General features: G+C 62.5%; 21 protein-coding genes. 16 read left to right on the forward strand and 5 right to left on the reverse strand.

What is annotated here, in order from left to right; genetic code table 11:
* Positions 1-31 precede the first annotated feature (31 nt).
* From E4O92_RS20865 to E4O92_RS20875, 3 genes are all read left to right on the forward strand, one after another.
* Positions 32-229 carry a YdcH family protein gene (locus tag E4O92_RS20865; RefSeq protein WP_135191590.1) on the forward strand — a complete coding sequence of 66 codons (198 nt, stop codon included), beginning with the start codon at positions 32-34 and terminating at the stop codon, positions 227-229.
* A gap of 44 nt (positions 230-273) precedes the next feature.
* On the forward strand, positions 274-2,298 hold the full coding sequence (yoaA, locus tag E4O92_RS20870; RefSeq protein WP_370660020.1) for a DNA repair helicase YoaA: 2,025 nt from the start codon (positions 274-276) through the stop codon (positions 2,296-2,298).
* A 143-nt stretch (positions 2,299-2,441) separates the two neighbouring features.
* On the forward strand, positions 2,442-2,891 hold the full coding sequence (locus E4O92_RS20875; protein ID WP_135191592.1) for a hypothetical protein: 450 nt from the start codon (positions 2,442-2,444) through the stop codon (positions 2,889-2,891).
* A 159-nt stretch (positions 2,892-3,050) separates the two neighbouring features.
* Here E4O92_RS20875 and E4O92_RS20880 read toward each other — a convergent pair whose 3' ends face one another.
* From E4O92_RS20880 to E4O92_RS20890, 3 genes are all read right to left on the reverse strand, one after another.
* Entirely contained in the window at positions 3,051-3,491 is a 441-nt protein-coding gene (locus tag E4O92_RS20880) for a hypothetical protein (protein WP_135191593.1), read from the reverse strand.
* Between the two features lie 72 nt (positions 3,492-3,563).
* Positions 3,564-3,821, reverse strand: a complete 258-nt coding sequence (locus E4O92_RS20885) for a hypothetical protein (protein WP_135191594.1) — start codon at positions 3,819-3,821, stop codon at positions 3,564-3,566.
* Positions 3,818-4,159, reverse strand: coding sequence for a hypothetical protein (locus E4O92_RS20890; RefSeq protein ID WP_135191595.1), 342 nt, complete (start codon positions 4,157-4,159; stop codon positions 3,818-3,820). The genes E4O92_RS20885 and E4O92_RS20890 overlap by 4 nt, the downstream gene beginning before the upstream one ends.
* 1,034 nt (positions 4,160-5,193) lie before the next feature.
* Between E4O92_RS20890 and E4O92_RS20895 the strand changes: the two genes are divergently transcribed.
* From E4O92_RS20895 to E4O92_RS20905, 3 genes are read left to right on the forward strand one after another with little or no spacing between them, the layout of a single operon-like run.
* Complete coding sequence (locus tag E4O92_RS20895) at positions 5,194-5,685, forward strand: Hcp family type VI secretion system effector (RefSeq protein ID WP_135191596.1); 492 nt, start codon at positions 5,194-5,196, stop codon at positions 5,683-5,685.
* Positions 5,686-5,687: 2 nt separating this feature from the next.
* Complete coding sequence (locus E4O92_RS20900) at positions 5,688-6,050, forward strand: Rap1a/Tai family immunity protein (RefSeq protein ID WP_167759849.1); 363 nt, start codon at positions 5,688-5,690, stop codon at positions 6,048-6,050.
* Between the two features lie 9 nt (positions 6,051-6,059).
* Positions 6,060-6,560 (forward strand): T6SS effector amidase Tae4 family protein, encoded by a 501-nt coding sequence (locus tag E4O92_RS20905; RefSeq protein WP_135191598.1) that lies wholly within the window; start codon positions 6,060-6,062, stop codon positions 6,558-6,560.
* Positions 6,561-6,644: 84 nt separating this feature from the next.
* On the opposite strand, the gene E4O92_RS20910 is transcribed toward E4O92_RS20905, so the two are convergent.
* Positions 6,645-7,619 carry an NADPH:quinone oxidoreductase family protein gene (locus tag E4O92_RS20910; protein ID WP_135191599.1) on the reverse strand — a complete coding sequence of 325 codons (975 nt, stop codon included), beginning with the start codon at positions 7,617-7,619 and terminating at the stop codon, positions 6,645-6,647.
* Positions 7,620-7,805: 186 nt separating this feature from the next.
* Here E4O92_RS20910 and E4O92_RS20915 point away from each other — a divergent pair, with 186 nt between their 5' ends.
* From E4O92_RS20915 to rlmD, 7 genes are all read left to right on the forward strand, one after another.
* On the forward strand, positions 7,806-8,414 hold the full coding sequence (locus E4O92_RS20915) for a toll/interleukin-1 receptor domain-containing protein (protein ID WP_135191600.1): 609 nt from the start codon (positions 7,806-7,808) through the stop codon (positions 8,412-8,414).
* Positions 8,415-8,422: 8 nt separating this feature from the next.
* Positions 8,423-10,879 carry a tetratricopeptide repeat protein gene (locus tag E4O92_RS20920; RefSeq protein WP_135191601.1) on the forward strand — a complete coding sequence of 819 codons (2,457 nt, stop codon included), beginning with the start codon at positions 8,423-8,425 and terminating at the stop codon, positions 10,877-10,879.
* 142 nt (positions 10,880-11,021) lie between these two features.
* The gene (surE, locus tag E4O92_RS20925; RefSeq protein ID WP_135191602.1) at positions 11,022-11,756 is read left to right on the forward strand and encodes a 5'/3'-nucleotidase SurE; all 735 of its coding nucleotides are present in this window, start codon (positions 11,022-11,024) and stop codon (positions 11,754-11,756) included.
* Complete coding sequence (locus tag E4O92_RS20930) at positions 11,753-12,640, forward strand: protein-L-isoaspartate(D-aspartate) O-methyltransferase (protein ID WP_135191603.1); 888 nt, start codon at positions 11,753-11,755, stop codon at positions 12,638-12,640. Before surE ends, E4O92_RS20930 begins: the two co-directional genes overlap by 4 nt.
* Positions 12,641-12,775: 135 nt before the next feature.
* Positions 12,776-13,693: a peptidoglycan DD-metalloendopeptidase family protein gene (locus E4O92_RS20935; protein WP_135191604.1), complete on the forward strand. Its 918-nt coding sequence runs from the start codon at positions 12,776-12,778 to the stop codon at positions 13,691-13,693.
* 9 nt (positions 13,694-13,702) lie between these two features.
* Entirely contained in the window at positions 13,703-14,710 is a 1,008-nt protein-coding gene (gene rpoS / locus E4O92_RS20940) for an RNA polymerase sigma factor RpoS (protein ID WP_135191605.1), read from the forward strand.
* Positions 14,711-14,823: 113 nt separating this feature from the next.
* The gene (gene rlmD / locus E4O92_RS20945; RefSeq protein ID WP_135191606.1) at positions 14,824-16,170 is read left to right on the forward strand and encodes a 23S rRNA (uracil(1939)-C(5))-methyltransferase RlmD; all 1,347 of its coding nucleotides are present in this window, start codon (positions 14,824-14,826) and stop codon (positions 16,168-16,170) included.
* A 207-nt stretch (positions 16,171-16,377) separates the two neighbouring features.
* On the opposite strand, the gene E4O92_RS20950 is transcribed toward rlmD, so the two are convergent.
* On the reverse strand, positions 16,378-17,049 hold the full coding sequence (locus tag E4O92_RS20950) for a Bax inhibitor-1/YccA family protein (RefSeq protein WP_229483634.1): 672 nt from the start codon (positions 17,047-17,049) through the stop codon (positions 16,378-16,380).
* A 244-nt stretch (positions 17,050-17,293) separates the two neighbouring features.
* Here E4O92_RS20950 and ndk point away from each other — a divergent pair, with 244 nt between their 5' ends.
* The 3 genes from ndk to pilW all read left to right on the forward strand — a co-directional run bounded on the left by ndk (position 17,294) and on the right by pilW (position 19,779).
* A complete protein-coding gene (gene ndk, locus E4O92_RS20955) occupies positions 17,294-17,719 on the forward strand; it encodes a nucleoside-diphosphate kinase (protein ID WP_135191608.1) in 426 nt (141 codons plus the stop codon).
* A gap of 90 nt (positions 17,720-17,809) precedes the next feature.
* Positions 17,810-18,979: a dual-specificity RNA methyltransferase RlmN gene (gene rlmN / locus E4O92_RS20960; protein ID WP_135191609.1), complete on the forward strand. Its 1,170-nt coding sequence runs from the start codon at positions 17,810-17,812 to the stop codon at positions 18,977-18,979.
* The gene (gene pilW / locus E4O92_RS20965; protein WP_135191610.1) at positions 18,976-19,779 is read left to right on the forward strand and encodes a type IV pilus biogenesis/stability protein PilW; all 804 of its coding nucleotides are present in this window, start codon (positions 18,976-18,978) and stop codon (positions 19,777-19,779) included. Before rlmN ends, pilW begins: the two co-directional genes overlap by 4 nt.
* The last annotated feature ends 9 nt before the right edge of the window (positions 19,780-19,788 follow it).

The following is a 19,788-nucleotide window of genomic DNA, read 5'->3' on the forward strand; positions in this document are numbered from 1 at the left end:
TTTTGTAACAATCCGTTGGGAACAGCACAACATGGACGTCCAGGAGATCCAGCGCCGCATCATCGAGCTCGACGTGGAACACCGCGACCTCGACGCTGTTATTGAGCTGCTGACGCGCGACGGCCATGCCGACGAGCTGCAGCTACGCCGCCTGAAAAAGCGTAAACTGCAGTTGAAAGACCATATCACCCTGCTGAAAATGCAACTGGTGCCGGACGTTCCGGCCTGACTGCGCCCACCGCCACTTTGACTGATCACCACTCTGAAGCCGACCTGTTAGCCGGCGACCCAGCCTTGGCCGAGCCTGTGCCGCCAGGCAAACACGATGCCGAAGTCGACCGCCTGTTCGGCGCGGGAGGCCCGCTTGCGCCTGCCGTCGGCACCTTCAAACCGCGCCAGTCGCAGACCGAAATGGCCAAGGCGATCGCGCAGGCGATCGGTGAGCAGCAGGTGCTGATGGCCGAGGCGGGAACCGGCACCGGCAAGACCTTCGCCTACCTCGTCCCGGCCCTGCTATGGGGCGGCAAGACCATCATCTCGACCGGCACCAAGAACCTGCAGGACCAGCTGTTTTTGCGCGACATTCCGACCGTGCGAGCCGCGCTCAAGGCGCCGGTGTCGGTCGCGCTGCTCAAGGGCCGTTCCAACTACGTGTGCCACTTTCACCTCGAGCGCACCTTGCAGAACGGCCGCCTGACTTCGCGCGACGACGTCGGCCACCTGCGCGAAATTTCGCGCTTCATCAAGATGACCAACTCGGGCGACAAGGCCGAGCTGACCAAGGTGCCGGAGACGGCATCAGTGTGGAACCTGGTGACCTCGACCCGCGACACCTGCATGGGCCAGGAGTGCCAGTACTACCAGGACTGCTTCGTGATGAAGGCGCGCCGCGAGGCGCAGCAGGCGGACGTGGTGGTCGTCAACCACCACCTGTTCTTTGCCGACGTGGCGCTCAAGGACACCGGCGTGGCCGAACTGTTGCCGTCTGCCAACACCGTAATCTTCGACGAAGCGCACCAGTTGCCGGACACCGCGACCATGTTCTTCGGCCAGACCGTATCGACCTCGCAGGTGCTGGAACTGTGCCGCGACGTGCTGGCCGAGGGCCTGGCGCATGCGCGCGGGCCGGACTGGGCCAAGGTCGTGACCGTGGTCGAGAAGGCGGCGCGCGACCTGCGCCTGACCTTTGGACAGGACACCATGCGGCTGTCGCTGCCGCAGATCATGCCGAACTCGCCGTTCTTTCCGGCGCTCGAAACGCTCAAGGAAGAGCTCGAAGGCATGATCACCGTGCTCGAGGAGCAGGCCGAGCGCGCCGAAACGATCGAGCAGTGCCGGGTGCGCGCGGTCGAGCTCAAGGCTGCGCTCGATGCTTGGAAGCCGGATGCCAAGGGCAAGGTGGTCGAGGGCGACCAGGCCGTGTTGTGGGTCGAGGCGTTTTCGTCCTCGCTGCAACTGCACAAGACGCCGCTGTCGGTGGCGCCGGTGTTCTCCAGCCAGCGCGAAGGCACGCCGCGGGCCTGGATCTTCACCTCCGCCACCTTGGCGGTGAAGAACGACTTCACCCACTTTTCGGACCAGATGGGCCTGACCGGCGAGCCCGCCAAGACCTGGCCGAGCCCGTTCAATTACCAGGATCAAGGCCTCCTGTACGTCCCGACGGGCTTGCCGGAACCGCACGCGTTCGCCTACACGGACGCGGTGGTCGATTGCGCGCTGCCGGTGATCGAGGCGGCGGGCGGACGCACATTTTTCCTGTGCACGACCTTGCGCGCGGTGAATCGCGTGGCCGAACGGCTGCGCCAGGAATTCGCCGACCGCGGCTTGCCGTTTCCGCTGTTTGTGCAGGGCGAGCGCGGACGCACCGAACTGCTCGATTCGTTCCGCAATGCCGGCAACGCCGTGCTGGTTGGCAGCCAGAGCTTTTGGGAAGGCGTGGACGTGCGCGGCGATGCGCTGTCGCTCGTCATCATCGACAAGCTGCCATTCTCGCCGCCGGACGATCCCGTGCTGGCGGCGCGCATCGAGGTGATGGAAAAGCAGGGGCTGAACGGCTTCATGCACCATCAGTTGCCGGAAGCGATCATTACCCTCAAGCAGGGGGCAGGGCGCCTGATTCGCGACGTCGACGACCGTGGGGTGCTGATGATTTGCGATCCGCGCATCATCAGCAAACCGTACGGACGGCGGATCTGGCAGAGCCTGCCGCCGTTCAAGCGCACCCGGGTGCAGGCGGATGTGATCGAGTTCTTCCAGCCGGGCAGCCTGTCGGCTGCGTCATCCGGACCGGACTCTTAATACGTTGGTGCCCGGTTCGACTCCGGTGGGGCCTACCAATGAAATGCCTCCACGTGACATTGTGGATGCAAGTCGGCAATATTGATACAGTTGAAAATTGTTGTATTAACTGACTTCTGAGCATCTATTTAAGGAGGCCGGCAATGGCATACGACGGCGCGATGTCCGATATCTATAAGGCTCACCAAACTGGGCAAGAAAAGTACACCTATTTCCTCCTCGCTGCGGCTGGTGCAGCAATCGGCTTCGCAGTGCAGAAAACAGAGGGGCTCCGATTCAGCTGGTGGCTGCTACCTGTGGGACTGGCAACAATATGCTGGGCAGCGAGCTTTTACGCCGGATGCCAAAATCTCTTATGGGTACAATCCACGATGTTCGGGAACATGGCTTTATTGCAGTTGCAAAACGGAACTCATCCGGAACAACCCCCGGGTGGTGATTATCTCAATGCAGCAATCGAGGGCACGCGCCAGGCACTACATGGCAACGCGGGCACTGCACAAAGTTACGGGAAATGGCAGTTCCGCTATCTCGTCCTCGGCTCAGTGCTCTTCATCGCTTGGCGTGTCGCGGAGATGGCTCGAATTTCCTAGTCAGCAACGGCTGTTGCCGACTGACGCCGATATAGCCGCCAGACGCGAAATGCCCAGCACTTGGCTGGGCTCGGTCTGGCGTATGTCTCGGTCGTTATCCCCCATCCCCAGCGACTAGGCGCATGCACTCCGACCGCGCTGTGGGCTTCTTCCGGGCGCTCATGTTGCACCCGTGCTGTCTTCGGTTAGGGGATATCCTGCCAGGACAACATTGCGGAAAGCCAGATAGGCCTCGTCCTTAAGCGCCTGTTCGACGAGGCGCTTTGGATACTTGTTGCCGTGATAATTGCAAAACTCGATAACGAAAACAAACCTATCGTCACCGTCCGGATAAACAGTGCCTCTCAGTTGGTCCGGATGGAAGTATTTACCGCTGGCTCGTTTGGCAGAAACGCCTTTTGGAAATGACTTTGTTCGTAGGAACTGTTCGGCGGTACCGCGCCAAGTGATGCACGGAGCCTCGTCCTTGTGCTGAGGCCGCGGCGCAATTTCGACTTGAACAGTAAGGCCTGCATTGTGGGCGTCAATCGATGCGTAGCGCGCGGCAAGAGGTTGCATCCACCATGACCTCCCGAACATTCGGCTGTCGATGTTAGTCATGGGAGACCCTCCCGGCAATATGTCCAGTAGCCATGCGGATATCGTCGAACGCGACGCGCGGAGCTGCGGCGCTCATGCCGCATCTCCAGCAACCCGCATCATGCCTTCCATTGTCTCGACGATTTCGTCGGCTATCTGCTGTGCCATCCACAGCATATTGCTCGGACCGTCGTCAGGTTGAATCAGAAGAAGGAGTTCCGCCAATTGGCGCGCGCGCATAAGCACATGGTCACTAGCATCGTCAGGGTCAACATGCATGTGGCCGTACGGCGTGCGAGCGATGATGGTAGGCGCCGGCCGGGCTGGCGCGGCAGTCGTTCGGGCGCTCATGCTGCACCGCCGTCCGCCGAGGGGGCCTGGACGGTGGCCGCCTGCCGACGTAGAAGGCTATCGTCGACGTAATTTGCGCCGACTTCCTCCGCTCTGGAATTGATACAGTTCTCAATGTCATCGGCAATGCTCCAAATAGCTGTCAGAGCGTTGGCAATGTCCTCATCTTTGCGAGGGCGTTTCGGCCCTTCCAGTGCGGCTAGTGCAAGCCTGGCGATGGATGAGATTTTGGAGAACCCACCTTGCGATAACGCATCCATGTCAATGACTGCACTTTTGAATTTCCTGATATCGCCGTGGACTGCGGAAGCGGATACTGCGGGTGTAGTGGTAGACATAGTGCGCTCCTTGTTTGTTTGAGCCGCTACCCTCTAAGATTGGGAGGGGGTAAATGGCAGGGTTGGCGAACCGGCACGAAAGCACACCGGCATACCCGAAGGTATCCCTGCCACCACCGCCCATAGGGAACGAGCGAAGGCAAGCAAACACGTAAAAAAACCGCATTGCGCGGTTCGTGCGCTTTCGTTATTCAGGTCGCCAAACCTGTTCCCCTCTTTTTCGAGGACATATTTAGGATAGATCGCAAACGCCGGACGTCAAGCCGTTTTGCCAAGGAGGGACCTTCGTGCTAGGTCTTCACAAGGTCCACTCGGTCCCCATCGCGGTTGCTGGTGATACTTGCACAAAGGTCACGTATTGCTCTTAACCTAGCGGGACCAATCCCCTTGATAGCTAATAGGGTCTTGTCGGATGCCGCCGCAATACGATTTGGGGTATTTAGACCAGGCGCCAGATTCATAAACGGCGGGAAAAATCTTTCGACAATCCCATCTATTCCACCGTGCTGAACCAAAAACACGTGCCAGTTAGCACGGAAGCGCGTCTCGTAAGCATATTGATGCGATGTTCAATATTGCCGTTGACTTCAAGAATTTCTCGGACGGCAATTAAAAACAGTAATTACTCATCTGCAAATATGGGGCCGATGTCTGAGGCTACGGTGTGAGGCTGGGCTAGGCCAGCATCAAGCCGCTTGAAGAACTGGATTTCTTCATCGGTGCTATTGGGACCAGCCGCGACTTCCTCAAAACTCTTTAGCACTGTTATCCAGATGCCTTCCCAACGTTCTCGCACGACTTGCGGTGCCGCCATGGTTCTGTCAGTATGAATTTCCCCGTGCCGCAACAACACTCGTAGCGGTGTACGCAGCTGCATAGTGGCGCTGAATTGGAGGCCACGAATAATGTCCGAGTTGCCCCACGCGGACAGAGGGAGGTCTTGATTGCGCCCGCCCCCGTGCTTGACGCACGCCAACATCCTCTGATGCTTCCTTGGCAATAATTGCCATACAGTTCACACATCAGGAGGAATCATGGCAAGCGACGTCTATCTGCAAATTGAAGGGATCAAGGGAGAGTCCATGGATGAGAAGCACAAGGACTCGATCGAGGTGATTTCGGTTACGTGGGGGAACGAACAACCGACAGCCGGCCCGGTCTCCACCTCAGGCGGACATACGATCGGAAGGGCGTCATTCGACCCAGTACATTTTACCAAACTGGTTGACCTTGCCTCGCCTAAGTTGATGGAACTGGTGGCTCAGGGCAGGACGATCCCGAAGGCTACCCTGAAATTCATGCGCGCCGACGGCGCCAACCGGATTAAATATTACGAACTGACGTTGTGCAACGTGCTTGTGTCGTCGAACAAAAAGAGCTTTTCCGGATCGGGCCTCTTGGTCGAGCAGTTCACGTTGCACTACTCGAAGATTCTGGAGACGTACACCCAGCAGAAAATCGGTGGCGGCGCTGGCGGGAACACGATGGGCGGCTGGGATCTCGCCTCCAACAAGACGGCGGCGTAGTTATGCGAAACCGAACCTTGATCTTTGGTCTGCTGGTTGTTGTCGGCGGGTATGCGGCCGGGGCTGGCAAGACAATCCTATTCCCCCCACAACTGTCCAGCACCGATTTCGTCCGGCAATGGCGGGGCGCGCCCGGATTCCCCGCCGACTGGCCTCCACGAGTGCAGGGTGATAAGGCGTACGCGGAGGGCTATCTGGCCGCCGTGGTGGATTTGACCCAAGGCACTAAGTGGTGCTCGCCTGCACAAATGGAGCCAGGGGAGCGCGACGACCGCGTGATCTATGCGGTGGAAAAATCGCCAACGAATACCAACGCGGCGAAGGCACTCCTCGACCAGTACGTCGCCCGCTTTCCCTGCCAATAGGAGTCCGCCATGTTGAAACTTCAGTTCAACGTACTCGCGGCCAATTACCCACAACGTGATCTCGTGCCAACCCGTGAACTGTTCCGCGAGATCGGCTGGGACGATCTAATACGCGACCCCAAGTACGAGAACACCTGCGCTACGAGGGTGAGTCTCGCGCTGATCAAGTCGGGCGTCATCATTCCAGATGCACGAATGCCAATTCGCAAGGGGCCGTTCAAAAACCATCGGATCGAGCCCGGGCAGGAAAAGCTATCCCATATCCTCGCGCGCAGCTCGATGCTTGGCCCGCCGGAGAAGCACAAGAACGATAGGGGCCAAGCATTTGGTGAGATTGGCGACCGTCGCGGGGTGGTGTCATTCTTCCACCTGATCCCCGGCTTGTACGAGGGCGGGCACATCGACATCGTGTCGCCGCAGTTTCAGCGAGCAAACAAGCCTTCAGAAAGCCGCTGCGGCACGGCCTGTCACTGGACGTCGGGAGAGGTCTGGTTTTGGCCGTTCCAGTAGCACCGAGCCGAGCAAGCAAAAAGGCGGCAATGCCGCCTTTTCGTCTCGCAAGTGATCACTTTTCGTGTGTTTGCGCTTCGCCCGCTATGGAACGATCACCACCTTGCCGACCACCTTCCGCTCGGCCATGTCATCAAGCGCCTGTGCCGTCTCCGCCAACGGATAGCGCTTCGATACCAGCGGCTTGAGCTTGCCCTTCTCCATCCACTCCAGCATCTGCTGCATCGCCGCCAAATTCGCTTGCGGTTCCTTGCGCACGAAGTCGCCCCAGAACACGCCCACCACCGACGCGCCCTTGAGCAGCATCAGGTTCCATGGCAATTTCGGAATCTCGCCCGCCGCAAAGCCGACCACCAGATGCCGCCCGCGCCACGCGATCGAGCGCAGCGCCGGTTCGCTGTACGGCCCGCCCACTGGGTCGTAAATCACGTCCGGTCCCTTGCCGTCGGTGGCCGCCTTGATCGCCTCCCGCAAATCTTCCTTGTCGTAATTGATCGTCGCGTCGGCGCCATGCGCGCGGCACACCGCCAGCTTTTCATCGCTTGACGCCGCCGCGATCACGCGCGCGCCCAGCAGCTTGCCGATCTCGATTGCGGCCAGTCCCACGCCGCCCGCCGCGCCCAGAACCAGCATGGTTTCGCCGGCCTTGAGCGCGCCACGGTCCACCACCGCGTGGTGCGAGGTGCCGTAGGTGAGGGTGATCGCGGCCGCGGTGTCGAAGTCCATGCCGGGCGGGATCGGCAGCAGCGCATCGGCGGGGGCCAGCGCCTGTTCGGCAAACGCGCCGGTGCGGGTGAACCCGATGACGCGCTGGCCAATGGCCACGCTGGTCACGCCTTCACCCACCGCGCGCACCACGCCGGCAAACTCGTTGCCGGGAGTGAAGGGCAACGCCGGGCGCACCTGGTATTTTCCCTGCACTGTCAGCACGTCCGGGAAATTGACGCCCGCTGCCTTCACGTCGACCAATGCTTGTCCCGGTCCCGGCTGCAGGTCCGGCAGGTCTTCGATTTGCAACGTGCCCGGTGGTCCCCAGGCATGGCATCGTACAGCTTTCATTACTTCTCCTGTTCAATTAATTCACGTCCTTTGGCACAAAAACGTGCACCAAAGAATGGGCATTCTCGCGATATGGCCGAGGTCGCCAATCGTTTTGTGCGACCGCAAAATGGCTGAGGTAGCCCTTGTTAGAGTCATGGATGCGAGAACACGCCAGTTAGCACAATTGTAAATGGGGGGATGGCGATGGCGATTCGTTACGGCTGTTTCTTCAGTTACGCGCATGGCCGGCACGAGCTCATGAACAGGTTCAAGAACACGCTTGCCGATGCGTTGCGCTGCTATCTCGAGCCGTATTTCGACAACGAGGACGAACTGTTCATCGATACTGAACAGCTTGGCGGAGGGGACGACCTGGACCGCAAGATCGCGCGCGCCATGTGCGAGAGCGTGTGCATGATCCTGATCTACACCCCCAAGTACGAGGCCCACGCCTACACCCGGCGTGAGTATGCCGCCATGCGGCTGCTGGAGGAAGAGCGCAGCAAGTGGTACACCCTGCCCAGCCACCTGATCATCCCGGTCGTGATGACCCAGCACCCGCACAAGCTGCCGCCGCAGATCACCGGCGCCAGCCTCTATGTCGACTTCTCGCATTACACCATGGCGACGCCTGACCTGAAGTCGAATCCCGATTTTTTGCCCGACATCGAGAAGATGGTCAAGCGGATCGCGACGCACTACCAGTACCAGAAGATGTACATGCCCTCTGAGCACGATTGCAACCAATTCGTGCTTCCCGCGGTCCCATCGGAATGGCGCGATATCCCGGATATAACTTTCCCAAAAATATGAGGAGCAAAATGGAAATCGATCGCATTACGCTTCCGCCGATTACCGCACCTGGCGAGGTCACGACCTTCTATTCTTTCGAAAGTAGCACCGCGCGCAGCGTCGCGCTGTCAAACATGGCCGTTCTGCTGTCCGGGCGCCAGAACGCCACCGTCCCGGTCCTGATGATCGACTGGGATACCGAATCGCCCGGGCTGCACCATTACTTCGAGGCGCGCCATGACAGGCATGGCGACGGCCAGGACCGTCCGGTCCATGAGGCGCACGATGCCGGCCGTCCGGGCCTGTTGGAATATTTCGAGGCCTGCCGCGACCAGCTGCAAAGCCTGGGGCGCTCGCCGGCTGCCGCCAACGACGACGAACTGGCGCGGCTGGTGCTGGAAGCGATCGATTGGGAAGCCTATGTCGAGCGCGTCGACGAGAGCCGGCCCCTGTACCTGATGCGAGCCGGCCGCTTTGACGACACCTACGGCGAACGCGCGGCGGCGATGGACTGGAACGCGCTGTTCGCCGCCTGTCCGGCGCTGTACCGCTGCTTTGCCGAGCAGATGGCGCGCCATTTCCGCCACGTGCTGATCGATTGCCGCAGCGGGCGCTCGGCGGCGGTCAGCGTCTGCACCGCTTTATTGCCGCGCAAGCTGGTGGCGCTGTTTACGCCCAGCCAGCGCAGCCTGGATGGGCTGGCCGGCGTGGTCAGGCGTGCTATCGAATACCGCGTCAGCCATGAGGACGAGCAGCGCCCGCTGCTGGTGTACCCGCTGCCCTGCGCGATCGACAGCGCGGACTGCGAGCGGCGCCAGCAGTGGCGGCGCGGCGACGCGCACAAGGGCGTGCCCGGCTACCAGGCCGCGCTCGAACGGCTGCTGCGCGCGTGTTACGGCATGTCCCAGCTGTCGCTCGACAGCTATCTGGACGAGGTCCAGCTGCAGCAGGCCAACGCCATGTCCAGCGGCGAGCACCTGGCGATAGCAAGCGAGCGCGATGGCGACCGCTTCTCGCTCACGCGCACCTTCTCGATCCTGCTCGACTGGGTGGCTGGCGGTTATTTTCCGTGGCAGTCGCATGCCGAGATACAGCTGCTCGACGCCATCTCGGCGGCGCGTGCGGCGGCCGGCGACAGCATCTCGACCGCGGTGTCGGTGCCGCTGGCGCGCGACCTTGTGCGGTTGGGCGAGCTGTACCGCAGCCAGGGCCATGCGCGCCAGGCCCAGGCCTGTTTCGAGGAAAGCACGGCCCTGCGCCAGCGCCTGCTGGGCGATGAGCATGCCGACACCCGCGCCAGCCGCAGTGCGCTGGCGGCACTGCTGCGCCAGAGCGACAAGCTGCACGAGGCCAAATTTTTGTACGAACTGCTGGTGGAAGACTGCGAGCGTCTCGCCGGCGCGGACCACCCGGAAACGCTGTCGGCGCGCTCCGGCCTAGCGGCGACGTTGTCGCAATTGGGGGAGTTCGATGGCGCGCTGGCGCTGCACGAACAGGTCACCAGCGCCTGCGAGCGGCGCCTGGGCCCCGGCCACATGGCGACCCTGAACAGCCTGGCCGGGCAGGCCGAGACCCTGACCCGCCAGGGCGAGCGCAGCCGCGCGCGCATGGTCTACGAGCGCGTGCTCGAAGGGCGCCAGCGCCTGCTCGGCACCGAGCACGAGGACACGCTGCGCTGCACCCAGCAACTGGCCGCGCTGTTGTGCGAGATGGGCGACCTGAACAATGCGCGCAAGCTGCAGGAAACGGTGGTGCGCGCCCGCGAACGGCATGCCGGAGTCGACGCCGCGCAAACGCTGCAGGCGCGCGAAACGCTGGCCGAAATCCTGGCCGCACAGGGCGACCTGGCAGCCGTGCGCAGCATGCAGGAGTCGCTGGCGCGTGCGCGCGAGCGGCGTCTTGGCTCGGAACATCCGGAAACCCTCTCCATCCAGTTGCGCCTGGCGTCCACGCTCGGCCAGCAGGGCGAGCTGGAGGCGGCGCGCCGGCTGCAGCAGCACGTGGTCAACCTCCACGAGCGGATCCACGGCCACGAGGACATGGAGACCCTGCGCAGCAAGAAGGCGCTGGCGGCGACCCTGTCGAGCCAGGGCAACAGCCAGGCGGCGCGCAAGCTCGAGGAAAGCGTGCAGCAGGTCAGCAACCGGTTATTGAACATCCGGGCGATGTCGTCCGGGCCGCACGACTCGCTGGCCGCGGTGCCGACGTCCAGGAGTCCGCTGTCCGACCTGCGCGATCCGGCGCTGCAGCCCGATACCCTGGACTTCAAGTTGGCCCAACTGCAAAAGTTGATCGACAACCGCAGCTCGCGTGAGGCGCGGGCATTGGCCGACAGCCTGCGCAAGACGATCCTGCGTCCCAGCGTGGCGCATCCGCTGCGGCGGCGTGGGGTGGCGATGATCAAGCAGGTCTACCAGCAGGATGGTGACCTGGATGCGTTGCTCGCGTTCACCCAGGACGAGGCTTCCCGCCTGAAGGCGTACTGATCCAGGCATCCGGGGCAAGCCATTGACAGTGCGATAACCCTCGGCCAGCCAGGCGCCTCGCCGGCCGGGCTCGGCCCCGCCGCCAAGAATTAATCTGGCGGCAGGTGATCGATGCGACGTTGCTTCGGGTAAAATCGCGTTCATGCGAATCCTTATCAGTAACGACGACGGCTATCTCGCCCCTGGTATCAACGCACTGGCCGACGCGCTTGCCGCAGTCGCCGACATCGTGGTAGTCGCCCCCGACAGCAACCGCTCGGGCGCGTCCAACTCGCTGTCGCTGGACCGGCCACTGTCGGTGCAAAAGGCCACCAACGGTTTCTATTTCGTCAACGGTACGCCCACCGACTGCGTGCACGTGGCCTTGACCGGCATGCTCGACTACCGGCCCGACCTGATCGTGTCCGGCATCAACAATGGCCAGAACATGGGTGACGACACGCTGTACTCTGGCACCGTGGCGGCCGCGACCGAAGGTTATTTGTTCGGTATCCCGGCGATCGCGTTTTCCCAGGTTGCACACGGCTGGGAGCACCTCGACTCGGCTGCCAGGGTGGCGCGCGACATCGTGCTGCGCCGCTTCGACATGCCCAGTCCGTACCTGTTGAACGTAAATATTCCGAACCTGCCGTATGAGCAGCTCGGCAACATCACCGCAACCCGCCTCGGCCGGCGGCACCATGCCGAGCCGGTGATCCGCTCGCTCGATCCGCGCGGGCGCGAAATCTTCTGGATCGGAGCGCCCGGCGGCTGCATGGACGCCGGCGAGGGCACAGACTTCTACGCGACAAGCCACAGCCAGGTGTCGGTCACCCCGTTGCAGATCGACCTGACCAACAAGGAGCAGCTTGCCAGACTGACGCGGGGGCTCGCATGAAAGAGCAGCGCAGCAACTTTCCCCTACCGCTGTCGTCCGTGACGGGCGGCGCCCGGAAATCTGCTGCGCCGCCGGCGCCGGTCGCCACGCCCCAGACCGCGACCCAGAACGCGGCACTGTCGGCGCTGCATGGTGGCGCGGCCAGGATGCCGACGGCGCCCGGGCCTGCTCCCAAAGCGCCCAGTTACGCCCAGCCGGCGTTGCCAGTGGCGCCCGCCGCCCAGCGCTCCGAGCTGGCCGCGACCCAGAACATCCGGCGCGCCATGGTCGAGCGGGTCGCGCGCCAAGGCGTGAAAGACCAGATGGTCCTGAGCGCACTGGAAAGCGTGCCGCGCCACCTGTTCATCGAGCCGGCGCTGTCGGCGCAGGCCTACATCGATGCGTCGCTGCCGATCGGCCACAACCAGACGATTTCCCAGCCCTACATCGTGGCGCGCATGATCGAGGCGCTGCGCGAGGGCGTCACGCGCGGCCAGGGCAAGCTCGGGCGCGTGCTCGAGATCGGCACCGGCTGCGGCTACCAGGCCGCGGTGCTGGCCTGCGTGGCTCAGGACGTGTATTCGATCGAACGCATCAAAGGCCTGCACGAGCTCGCCAAAGCAAACCTGCGCCCGTTGCGCATTTCTAACCTGCGGTTGCAATACGGAGATGGTATGCTTGGGCTGCCGCAGGTCGCGCCGTTTGACGGCATCATCCTGGCGGCGGCTGGGCTCGAGGTGCCGCAAGCGCTGCTGGAGCAATTGGCCATCGGCGGACGCCTGGTCGCACCCGTGGGTGCCCAGGTGCAGCAATTGCAACGAATCACCCGCATCGGCAAGACGGAATGGACCAGCGCCACGCTGGAAGCCTGCCATTTCGTGCCCTTGCGCCCTGGCACCGCTTAGAGGTCGTTTCAAAATGAGAAGGGCAGGCGTGGCGACGAAGACAGTGCACGCACGGCAACAAGTCGCAGCGCAGTCATGCTCATTTCGAAACTACCTCTCAGTCGTGCCAAGAAAGTCGAACCTAATCAAATGAGAATGAAACAGAATTACCGCCTAGCCCTGTTGACCATGACGCTCGGTCTGCTTGGCGCCTGCACCTCCACAGGCCGCCAGGCTCCGGTGGCCGAGCGCCCTGTGACCACCGCCAAGCCAAGTCCGCGCCCGGTCACCCCGCCGCCGGTCGTGACCGAGGCGCCGAAGCAGGAAGCGCCCGGCACCTACACCGTGAAGAAGGGCGACACCTTGCTGCGCATCGCGCTCGACCACGGCCAGAGCTACCGCGACCTGGTGACCTGGAACAACCTGTCCGATCCGGACGACATCAAGGTTGGCCAGGCGCTGCGCGTCGTCCCGCCGGACCGCGCGGCCGGTGTCCAGACCATGCCGGTGCCCATGCCCGATCGCGGCGCCGCTCCGGTGCCGCGCAAGGTCGTGCCGAAGGGCGAAAAGCGTCCGTACACCGAAGGCAACGTGGCCGAGACGTCGACACCGGTCAAGCCGGAAACGTCGGTGACCCCGGTCGCACCGAGCGTCACCCCGGTCGCCCCGGTGACGCCAGGCGCCGCGGTGAGCGCGCCCGACGAGGAAAAGCTGTCCTGGATGTGGCCGTCGGACGGCAAGATCATCGCTACTTTCGACGAAGGCAAGAACAAGGGCATCGACATTGCAGGCAAGCTCGGCCAGCAAGTGCTGGCGGCCGGCGCCGGAAAAGTCATGTACGCTGGCAGCGGCATCCGCGGTTATGGTAACCTCGTCATCGTCAAACACAACAACAGCTTGCTGTCGGCTTATGCCCACAACCGCACCATCCTGGTCAAGGAGGGGCAGACCGTGAGCAAGGGCCAAGCCATCGCCGAAATGGGCGATTCGGACGCCGATTCGGTCAAACTGCATTTCGAGATTCGCCAGCAGGGCAAACCTGTCGACCCGTCGAGGTTCCTGCCCAGCCGTTAGAGAGGTCCAATGACGCAGCCGCAGCATCCTGAGCAGCACGACCCGCCGGACGATCCGCCCGACGAGACCGATGGCGAGGGCGTGCTTGCGGCCGACGGCGTGGCGCAGGGCGAGGCCGTTGCCGAGGGCGGCATCGAACTGGAGAGCGTCGACGAGCTCAAGAAGGTGCTGCAGGCCGAGCTGTCGACCGATACCACCCAGCACTACCTGAACCAGATCGGCGCGCGAGCGCTGTTGACGGCCGCACAGGAATCGCATTTTGCGACCCTGGCCAAGGCCGGCGACTTCTGCGCGCGCCAGACAATGATCGAACACAACCTGCGGCTGGTGGTATCGATCGCCAAGCACTACATCAACCGCGGTGTCGTGCTGCTCGACATGATCGAAGAAGGCAACATCGGCCTGATGCGCGCGATCGACAAGTTCGAACCCGAGCGCGGCTTCCGCTTTTCCACCTACGCTACCTGGTGGATCCGGCAGAGCATCGAGCGCGCGATCATGAACCAGGCGCGCACGGTGCGCCTGCCGGTGCACATGGTGCGCGAGCTGAACCAGATCCTGCGCGCCAAGTACCACCTGGAAGCCCAGCGCCACGACGGCAAGGACGCCACCGCCGAAGACATTTCCAGCCTGGTCGGGCGGCCGGTGGAAGAGGTGCAGGACATCCTGGCGCTGTCCGAGCACGCCACCTCGCTCGATGCGCCGCTGGACAACGATCCCCACTCGAGCCTGATGGACATGCTGCCGGGCGAAGCCGACGACTGTCCCGACACGCGCGCCGAACACCACGAAATGACGGTGCTGGTGCGCGACTGGCTCAAGCGCCTGCCGGACAAGCAGCGGCTGGTCATCATGCGCCGCTTTGGCCTGGACAATGACGACCCGGCCACGCTCGAGACCCTGGCCGAGGAGATGGGAGTGACGCGCGAGCGGGTGCGCCAGATCCAGCAGGAAGCGCTGGTCAAGCTCAAACGGGCAATGACCGCCCGTGGCGTCGTGCGCGATTCCTTGCTATGATGCGCCCGGGCCGATACGGCCCGTTTTTATTGACTCGCTGATTGATGCCGGCATCGCGCGTGCCGGCGATGGTTGGCTTGTCCTCAGCCCGCCGTTCCCACTTCTTCACGCTCATGCAAGACACTTTCATCGACATCAAAGCTTTAGACATGGACGCCCGTGGCGTCGGCCACCTGCCTGACAACGAGGACGGCACGCCGGGCAAGGTGATCTTCGTCGAAGGCGCGCTGCCGGGCGAACGGGTCAGCTTTGAAACCCTGCGCAAGAAGAAAAACTGGGAATCTGGCCGCATGGTGACCCTGGCGCGCGCCTCGTCGATGCGGGTCGAGCCCAAATGCCCCGAATTTGCGCACTGCGGCGGCTGCTCGATGCAGCACCTCGAGCCCTCGGCCCAGGTCGCGATCAAGCAGCGCGTGCTCGAAGATAACTTGTGGCACATCGGCAAGGTCAAGCCCGAGACCGTCATGCGGCCGATGTACGGCCCGACCTGGGGCTACCGCTACCGCGCGCGTCTGTCGGTGCGCTATGTGGCCAAGAAGGAAACGGTGCTGGTCGGCTTTCACGAGCGCAGCTCGTCCTATGTCGCCGACATGAAGGACTGCAAAATCCTGCCGCCGCACGTGGCGCAGATGCTCATGCCGCTGCGCGAACTGGTGCGTTCGCTGTCGATCTACACCCGGATGCCGCAGATCGAAGTCGCGGTCGGCGAGGACGTGACCGCCCTGGTGCTGCGCATCATGGAACCGCTCACGGCTGCCGACGAAGAACTGATCAAGGCATTTGCCGACCAGTGGAACATCCAGTGGTGGCTGCAGCCCAAGGGCCCGGACACCGCCGCGCCGTATTACCCGCTGGGCAAGGAACTGTATTACACGCTGCCCGAGTTCGGCATCCGGATGCCGTTCAAGCCGACCGATTTTACCCAGGTGAACCACCAGATCAACCGCCTGCTGGTGCACAAGGCGCTTGGCCTGCTCGAAGTGCAAAAGACCGACCGCGTGGCGGACCTGTTCTGCGGCCTGGGCAACTTTACGCTGCCGCTGGCGACGCAGGCGCGCGAAGTGGTCGGCATCGAAGGCAGCACTGCGCTGACTATCCGCGCGTTGGAAAACGCCAAGGCCAACGGCCTGTCGGAAAAGACATCGTTCTCGACTCGCAACCTGTTCGAAGTGACCAAGGATGATCTGATCGCGCTGGGCAAGTTCGACCGCATGCTGGTTGATCCGCCGCGCGATGGCGCAGTGGCGCTGGCGCTGGCGCTGGCCGAGCTGCGCGAGACGCATCCGGAAATGATGCCGCGCCGGATCGTGTATGTGTCGTGCAGCCCGTCGACGCTGGCGCGCGACGCCGGCATCCTGGTGCACCGCGCGGGTTATGTGCTCAAGAAGGCGGGAGTGGTGAACATGTTCCCGCACACCTCGCACGTCGAGTCGGTGGGCGTGTTCGAGTTGCCGGAATAAGCCAGCGCCCGATGCGGGATTCCGTAGGGGGCGCGGGACCGCCGAGGGCCTGTGCGCACGCGGTACGGTTGCGCATAGTTTGCGTCTGATTCAGCCTGTGGTTGAACGCGTGGGCGGGGGGACCCGCCCACCCTACATGAGCCGCATGTGCCCGAGGCACAAAAAAGCCGGCCCGCAGGCCGGCTTCTCTAATCCACTAAAACCCGCTCAGTCGCGGCTGCCGCCGGCAATGCCCAGCAGGCTCAGCAGGTGGGTGAAGATGTTGTACACGTCCAGGTAGATCGACAGCGTGGCGCTGATGTAGTTGGTCTCGCCGCCGTTGACGATGCGCTGCACGTCAAACAGGATGAACGCCGAGAAAATGCCGACGGCCATGATCGAGATCACGATTTGCAGCACGGCCATGTGCAGGAAGATGTTGGCCACCATCGCCAGCAGCAGTACGATCACGCCGGCAAACAGCCAGCTGCCCAGGCCCGAAAAGTCGCGCTTGGATACGGTCGCGATGCTGGCCATGACGGCGAATACGCAGGCGGTGCCGCCGAACGCGGTCATGATCAGGCTGCCGCCGTTCGAATAGCCCAGCGTGTGGCGCAGCAGCGGCGTGAGCATCAGCCCCATGAAGAAGGTAAAGCCCAGCAGCACCGCGACGCCGATGCCCGATTCCTTGGTCTTTTCGATCGCAAACATGAAGCCGAAGGCGATTGCCAGGAACAGCAGGAAGCCCATGCCGCCGTGCAGCATCGGCAACTGCATCGTCACCCCGATGAAGGCGCCGAGCACCGTCGGAATCATGGACAGCGCCAGCAGCCAATACGTGTTGCGCAGCACCTTGTGCCGCGTGGCCTGGACTGACGCCAGGTCGTAACTGTGTTGCATGCTAGGGATCATAATGCCTCCGGTTAGTGTTCAAATTCGAGTGCGTACAGCCGGTGCAGTCAGCTCAAGGATAGCACCTGGCGCGGCGGGCGTGCAGGGCAGAGCCCGGGTTACCCGCGCAACTGTAACACTTTGCTTGCTGCTGGTGCAATATCCGTCAGATGGGGGGATGTATGGTAAAATCAAAGGTTGATTGAGTTCTCAATATCTCGATTTAAACCTTTCATTTTATTGGAGTTTTTACATGGCAATCGAACGCACCCTGTCGATCATCAAACCCGATGCAGTTGCAAAAAACGTCATCGGCCAAATTTACAGCCGCTTTGAAGGCGCTGGCCTGAAGATCGTCGCCGCCCGTATGGCGCAGCTGTCGCGTGCCGAAGCCGAAGGCTTCTACGCTGTCCACAAGGAGCGTCCGTTCTTCAACGACCTGGTCAACTTCATGGTGTCCGGTCCGGTCATGATCCAGGTGCTGGAAGGCGAAGGCGCGATTGCCAAGAACCGCGACCTGATGGGCGCAACCGATCCGAAGAAGGCAGACAAGGGCACCATCCGCGCCGATTTCGCTGACTCGATCGACGCTAACGCCGTCCATGGTTCGGACGCCGCTGAAACTGCTGCCGTGGAAATCGCTTACTTCTTCCCGGCGCTGAACGTCTACTCGCGTTAATTCGCCGGTAGGTTCTTAAGCTGTGACCCGCTCGCTCATGCCTTTGAGGGCCCGGCGGGCGGACGTTTTTTTGAAGATTCAGGAATAAATATGGCAACTCTCACCAATCTGCTGGACTTCGATCCCGCGCAACTCGTCGCCTATTGCGCCGAATTGGGGGAGAAGCCATTTCGCGCCAAGCAGCTGCAACGCTGGATCCACCAGTTCGGGGCGTTTGACTTCGACCAGATGACCGACCTGGCCAAGTCGCTGCGCGAAAAACTCAAGACGCGCGCCGAAGTGCGCGCACCTGGCATCATCAGCGACCACATCTCGGCCGACGGCACCCGCAAGTGGCTGGTCGACGTGGGCAACGGCAATGCGGTCGAGACCGTGTATATTCCGGAAGAGACGCGTGGCACCCTGTGCATCTCGACCCAGGCCGGCTGCGCCGTCAACTGCCGCTTCTGCTCGACGGGCAAGCAGGGCTTTTCCCGCAACCTGACGGTGGCGGAAATCATCGGCCAGCTGTGGATGGCCGAGTTTGAGCTGCGCAAGAGCAAAGGCATCGAGCCCGGCCCGAAGGGCGAGCGCCAGATCACCAACGTGGTGATGATGGGCATGGGCGAGCCGCTGCTGAACTTCGAGCCGACCGTCACCGCGCTCAAGATGATGCTCGATGATAACGCCTACGGCCTGTCGCGCCGCCGCGTGACCCTGTCGACCTCAGGCGTGGTGCCCAACATGGACAAGCTGTCGCAGGAATGCCCGGTGGCGCTGGCGGTGTCGCTGCACGCGTCGAACGATCCGCTGCGGGACATGCTGGTGCCGCTCAACAAGAAATACCCGCTGCGCGAGCTGCTGGCGGCCTGCAAGCGTTACCTCGAATTCGCGCCGCGCGACTTCATCACGTTCGAGTACTGCATGCTGGACGGCGTGAACGACACCGACGAGCACGCGCGCGAGCTGGTGGCACTGGTCAATGATCCGGAGGTCGGCGTGTCCTGCAAGTTCAACCTGATTCCGTTCAACCCGTTCCCGGAATCCGGCCTGGTGCGCTCGAAGAACCCGCGCATCAAGGCTTTTGCTCAGGTCCTGATGGACGCGGGCATCGTGACCACCATCCGCAAGACCCGCGGCGACGACATCGACGCCGCCTGCGGCCAACTGGCCGGCGAAGTGCAGGACCGCACCCGCGTCGCCCAGCGCATGGAGAAGATGGCCGAGTACAAGAACAAGTTCGGCGCCAACTTCGGCCGCATTGTGGAGATACCTTCTTGAGCGCCGCCCTGGCAGGACGCGTTGCCTGGATCCTGGCGCTGGCGCTGCTGGCCGCCTGCGCGGCGCTTGACGGCGCCGGTCAGCGGGAACTGAAGACCGCGTCCGACCAGACTGCGGCCGAGCGGCGCGCGTCGATCCGGCTGCAATTGGCGATCGGCTATTACCAGGACCAGAAGTACGAGATCGCGCTCGACGAAGTCAAGCAGGCGATCGCGTCCGATCCAAACTACGCCGACGCCTATGGCATGCGCGCGTTGGTCTACACCGCGATGGGCGAGGCCCAGCTGGCGGAAGATAATTATCGCCAGGCCATGCGTCTGGCACCGGGCAACCCGGAGCTGGCCAACAACTATGGCAGCTTTTTGTGCCAGGTCGCCGGCAAGCCGGTTGATGCCATGCGCTATTTTGAGGCGGCGCTGAAGAACCCGCGCTACGCCACGCCGGTGAGCGCGCTGGTCAATGCCGGCAACTGTAGTCTCAAGACCAAACAATTCGAGGTGGCCGAGCGTTACTTCCTCGACGCCTTGCGTTACGATCCCGACCTGCTGGCCAGCAACGTGGGTCTGGCACGGGTTTACCACGAACGGCGCGATTACACGCGCGCCGGTTTTTTCATTAACCGGCTGACGGCGGTCTCGAAACTCGATACGCTGTCTGCCGATGTGCTGTGGCTCGCACTGCGGGTCCAGCACAAGCTGGGCGATCGCACGACGGAGGCGAGCCTTGCCGCGCAATTGCGGCGGCGCTTCCCCGGCTCGCCCGAATTTGCGGCCTTTGAGCGCGGTGCATTTGATGAGTGAGACGACGAT

It is taken from the genome of Massilia horti, from assembly GCF_004614195.1.
GTDB lineage: Bacteria > Pseudomonadota > Gammaproteobacteria > Burkholderiales > Burkholderiaceae_D > Telluria > Telluria horti.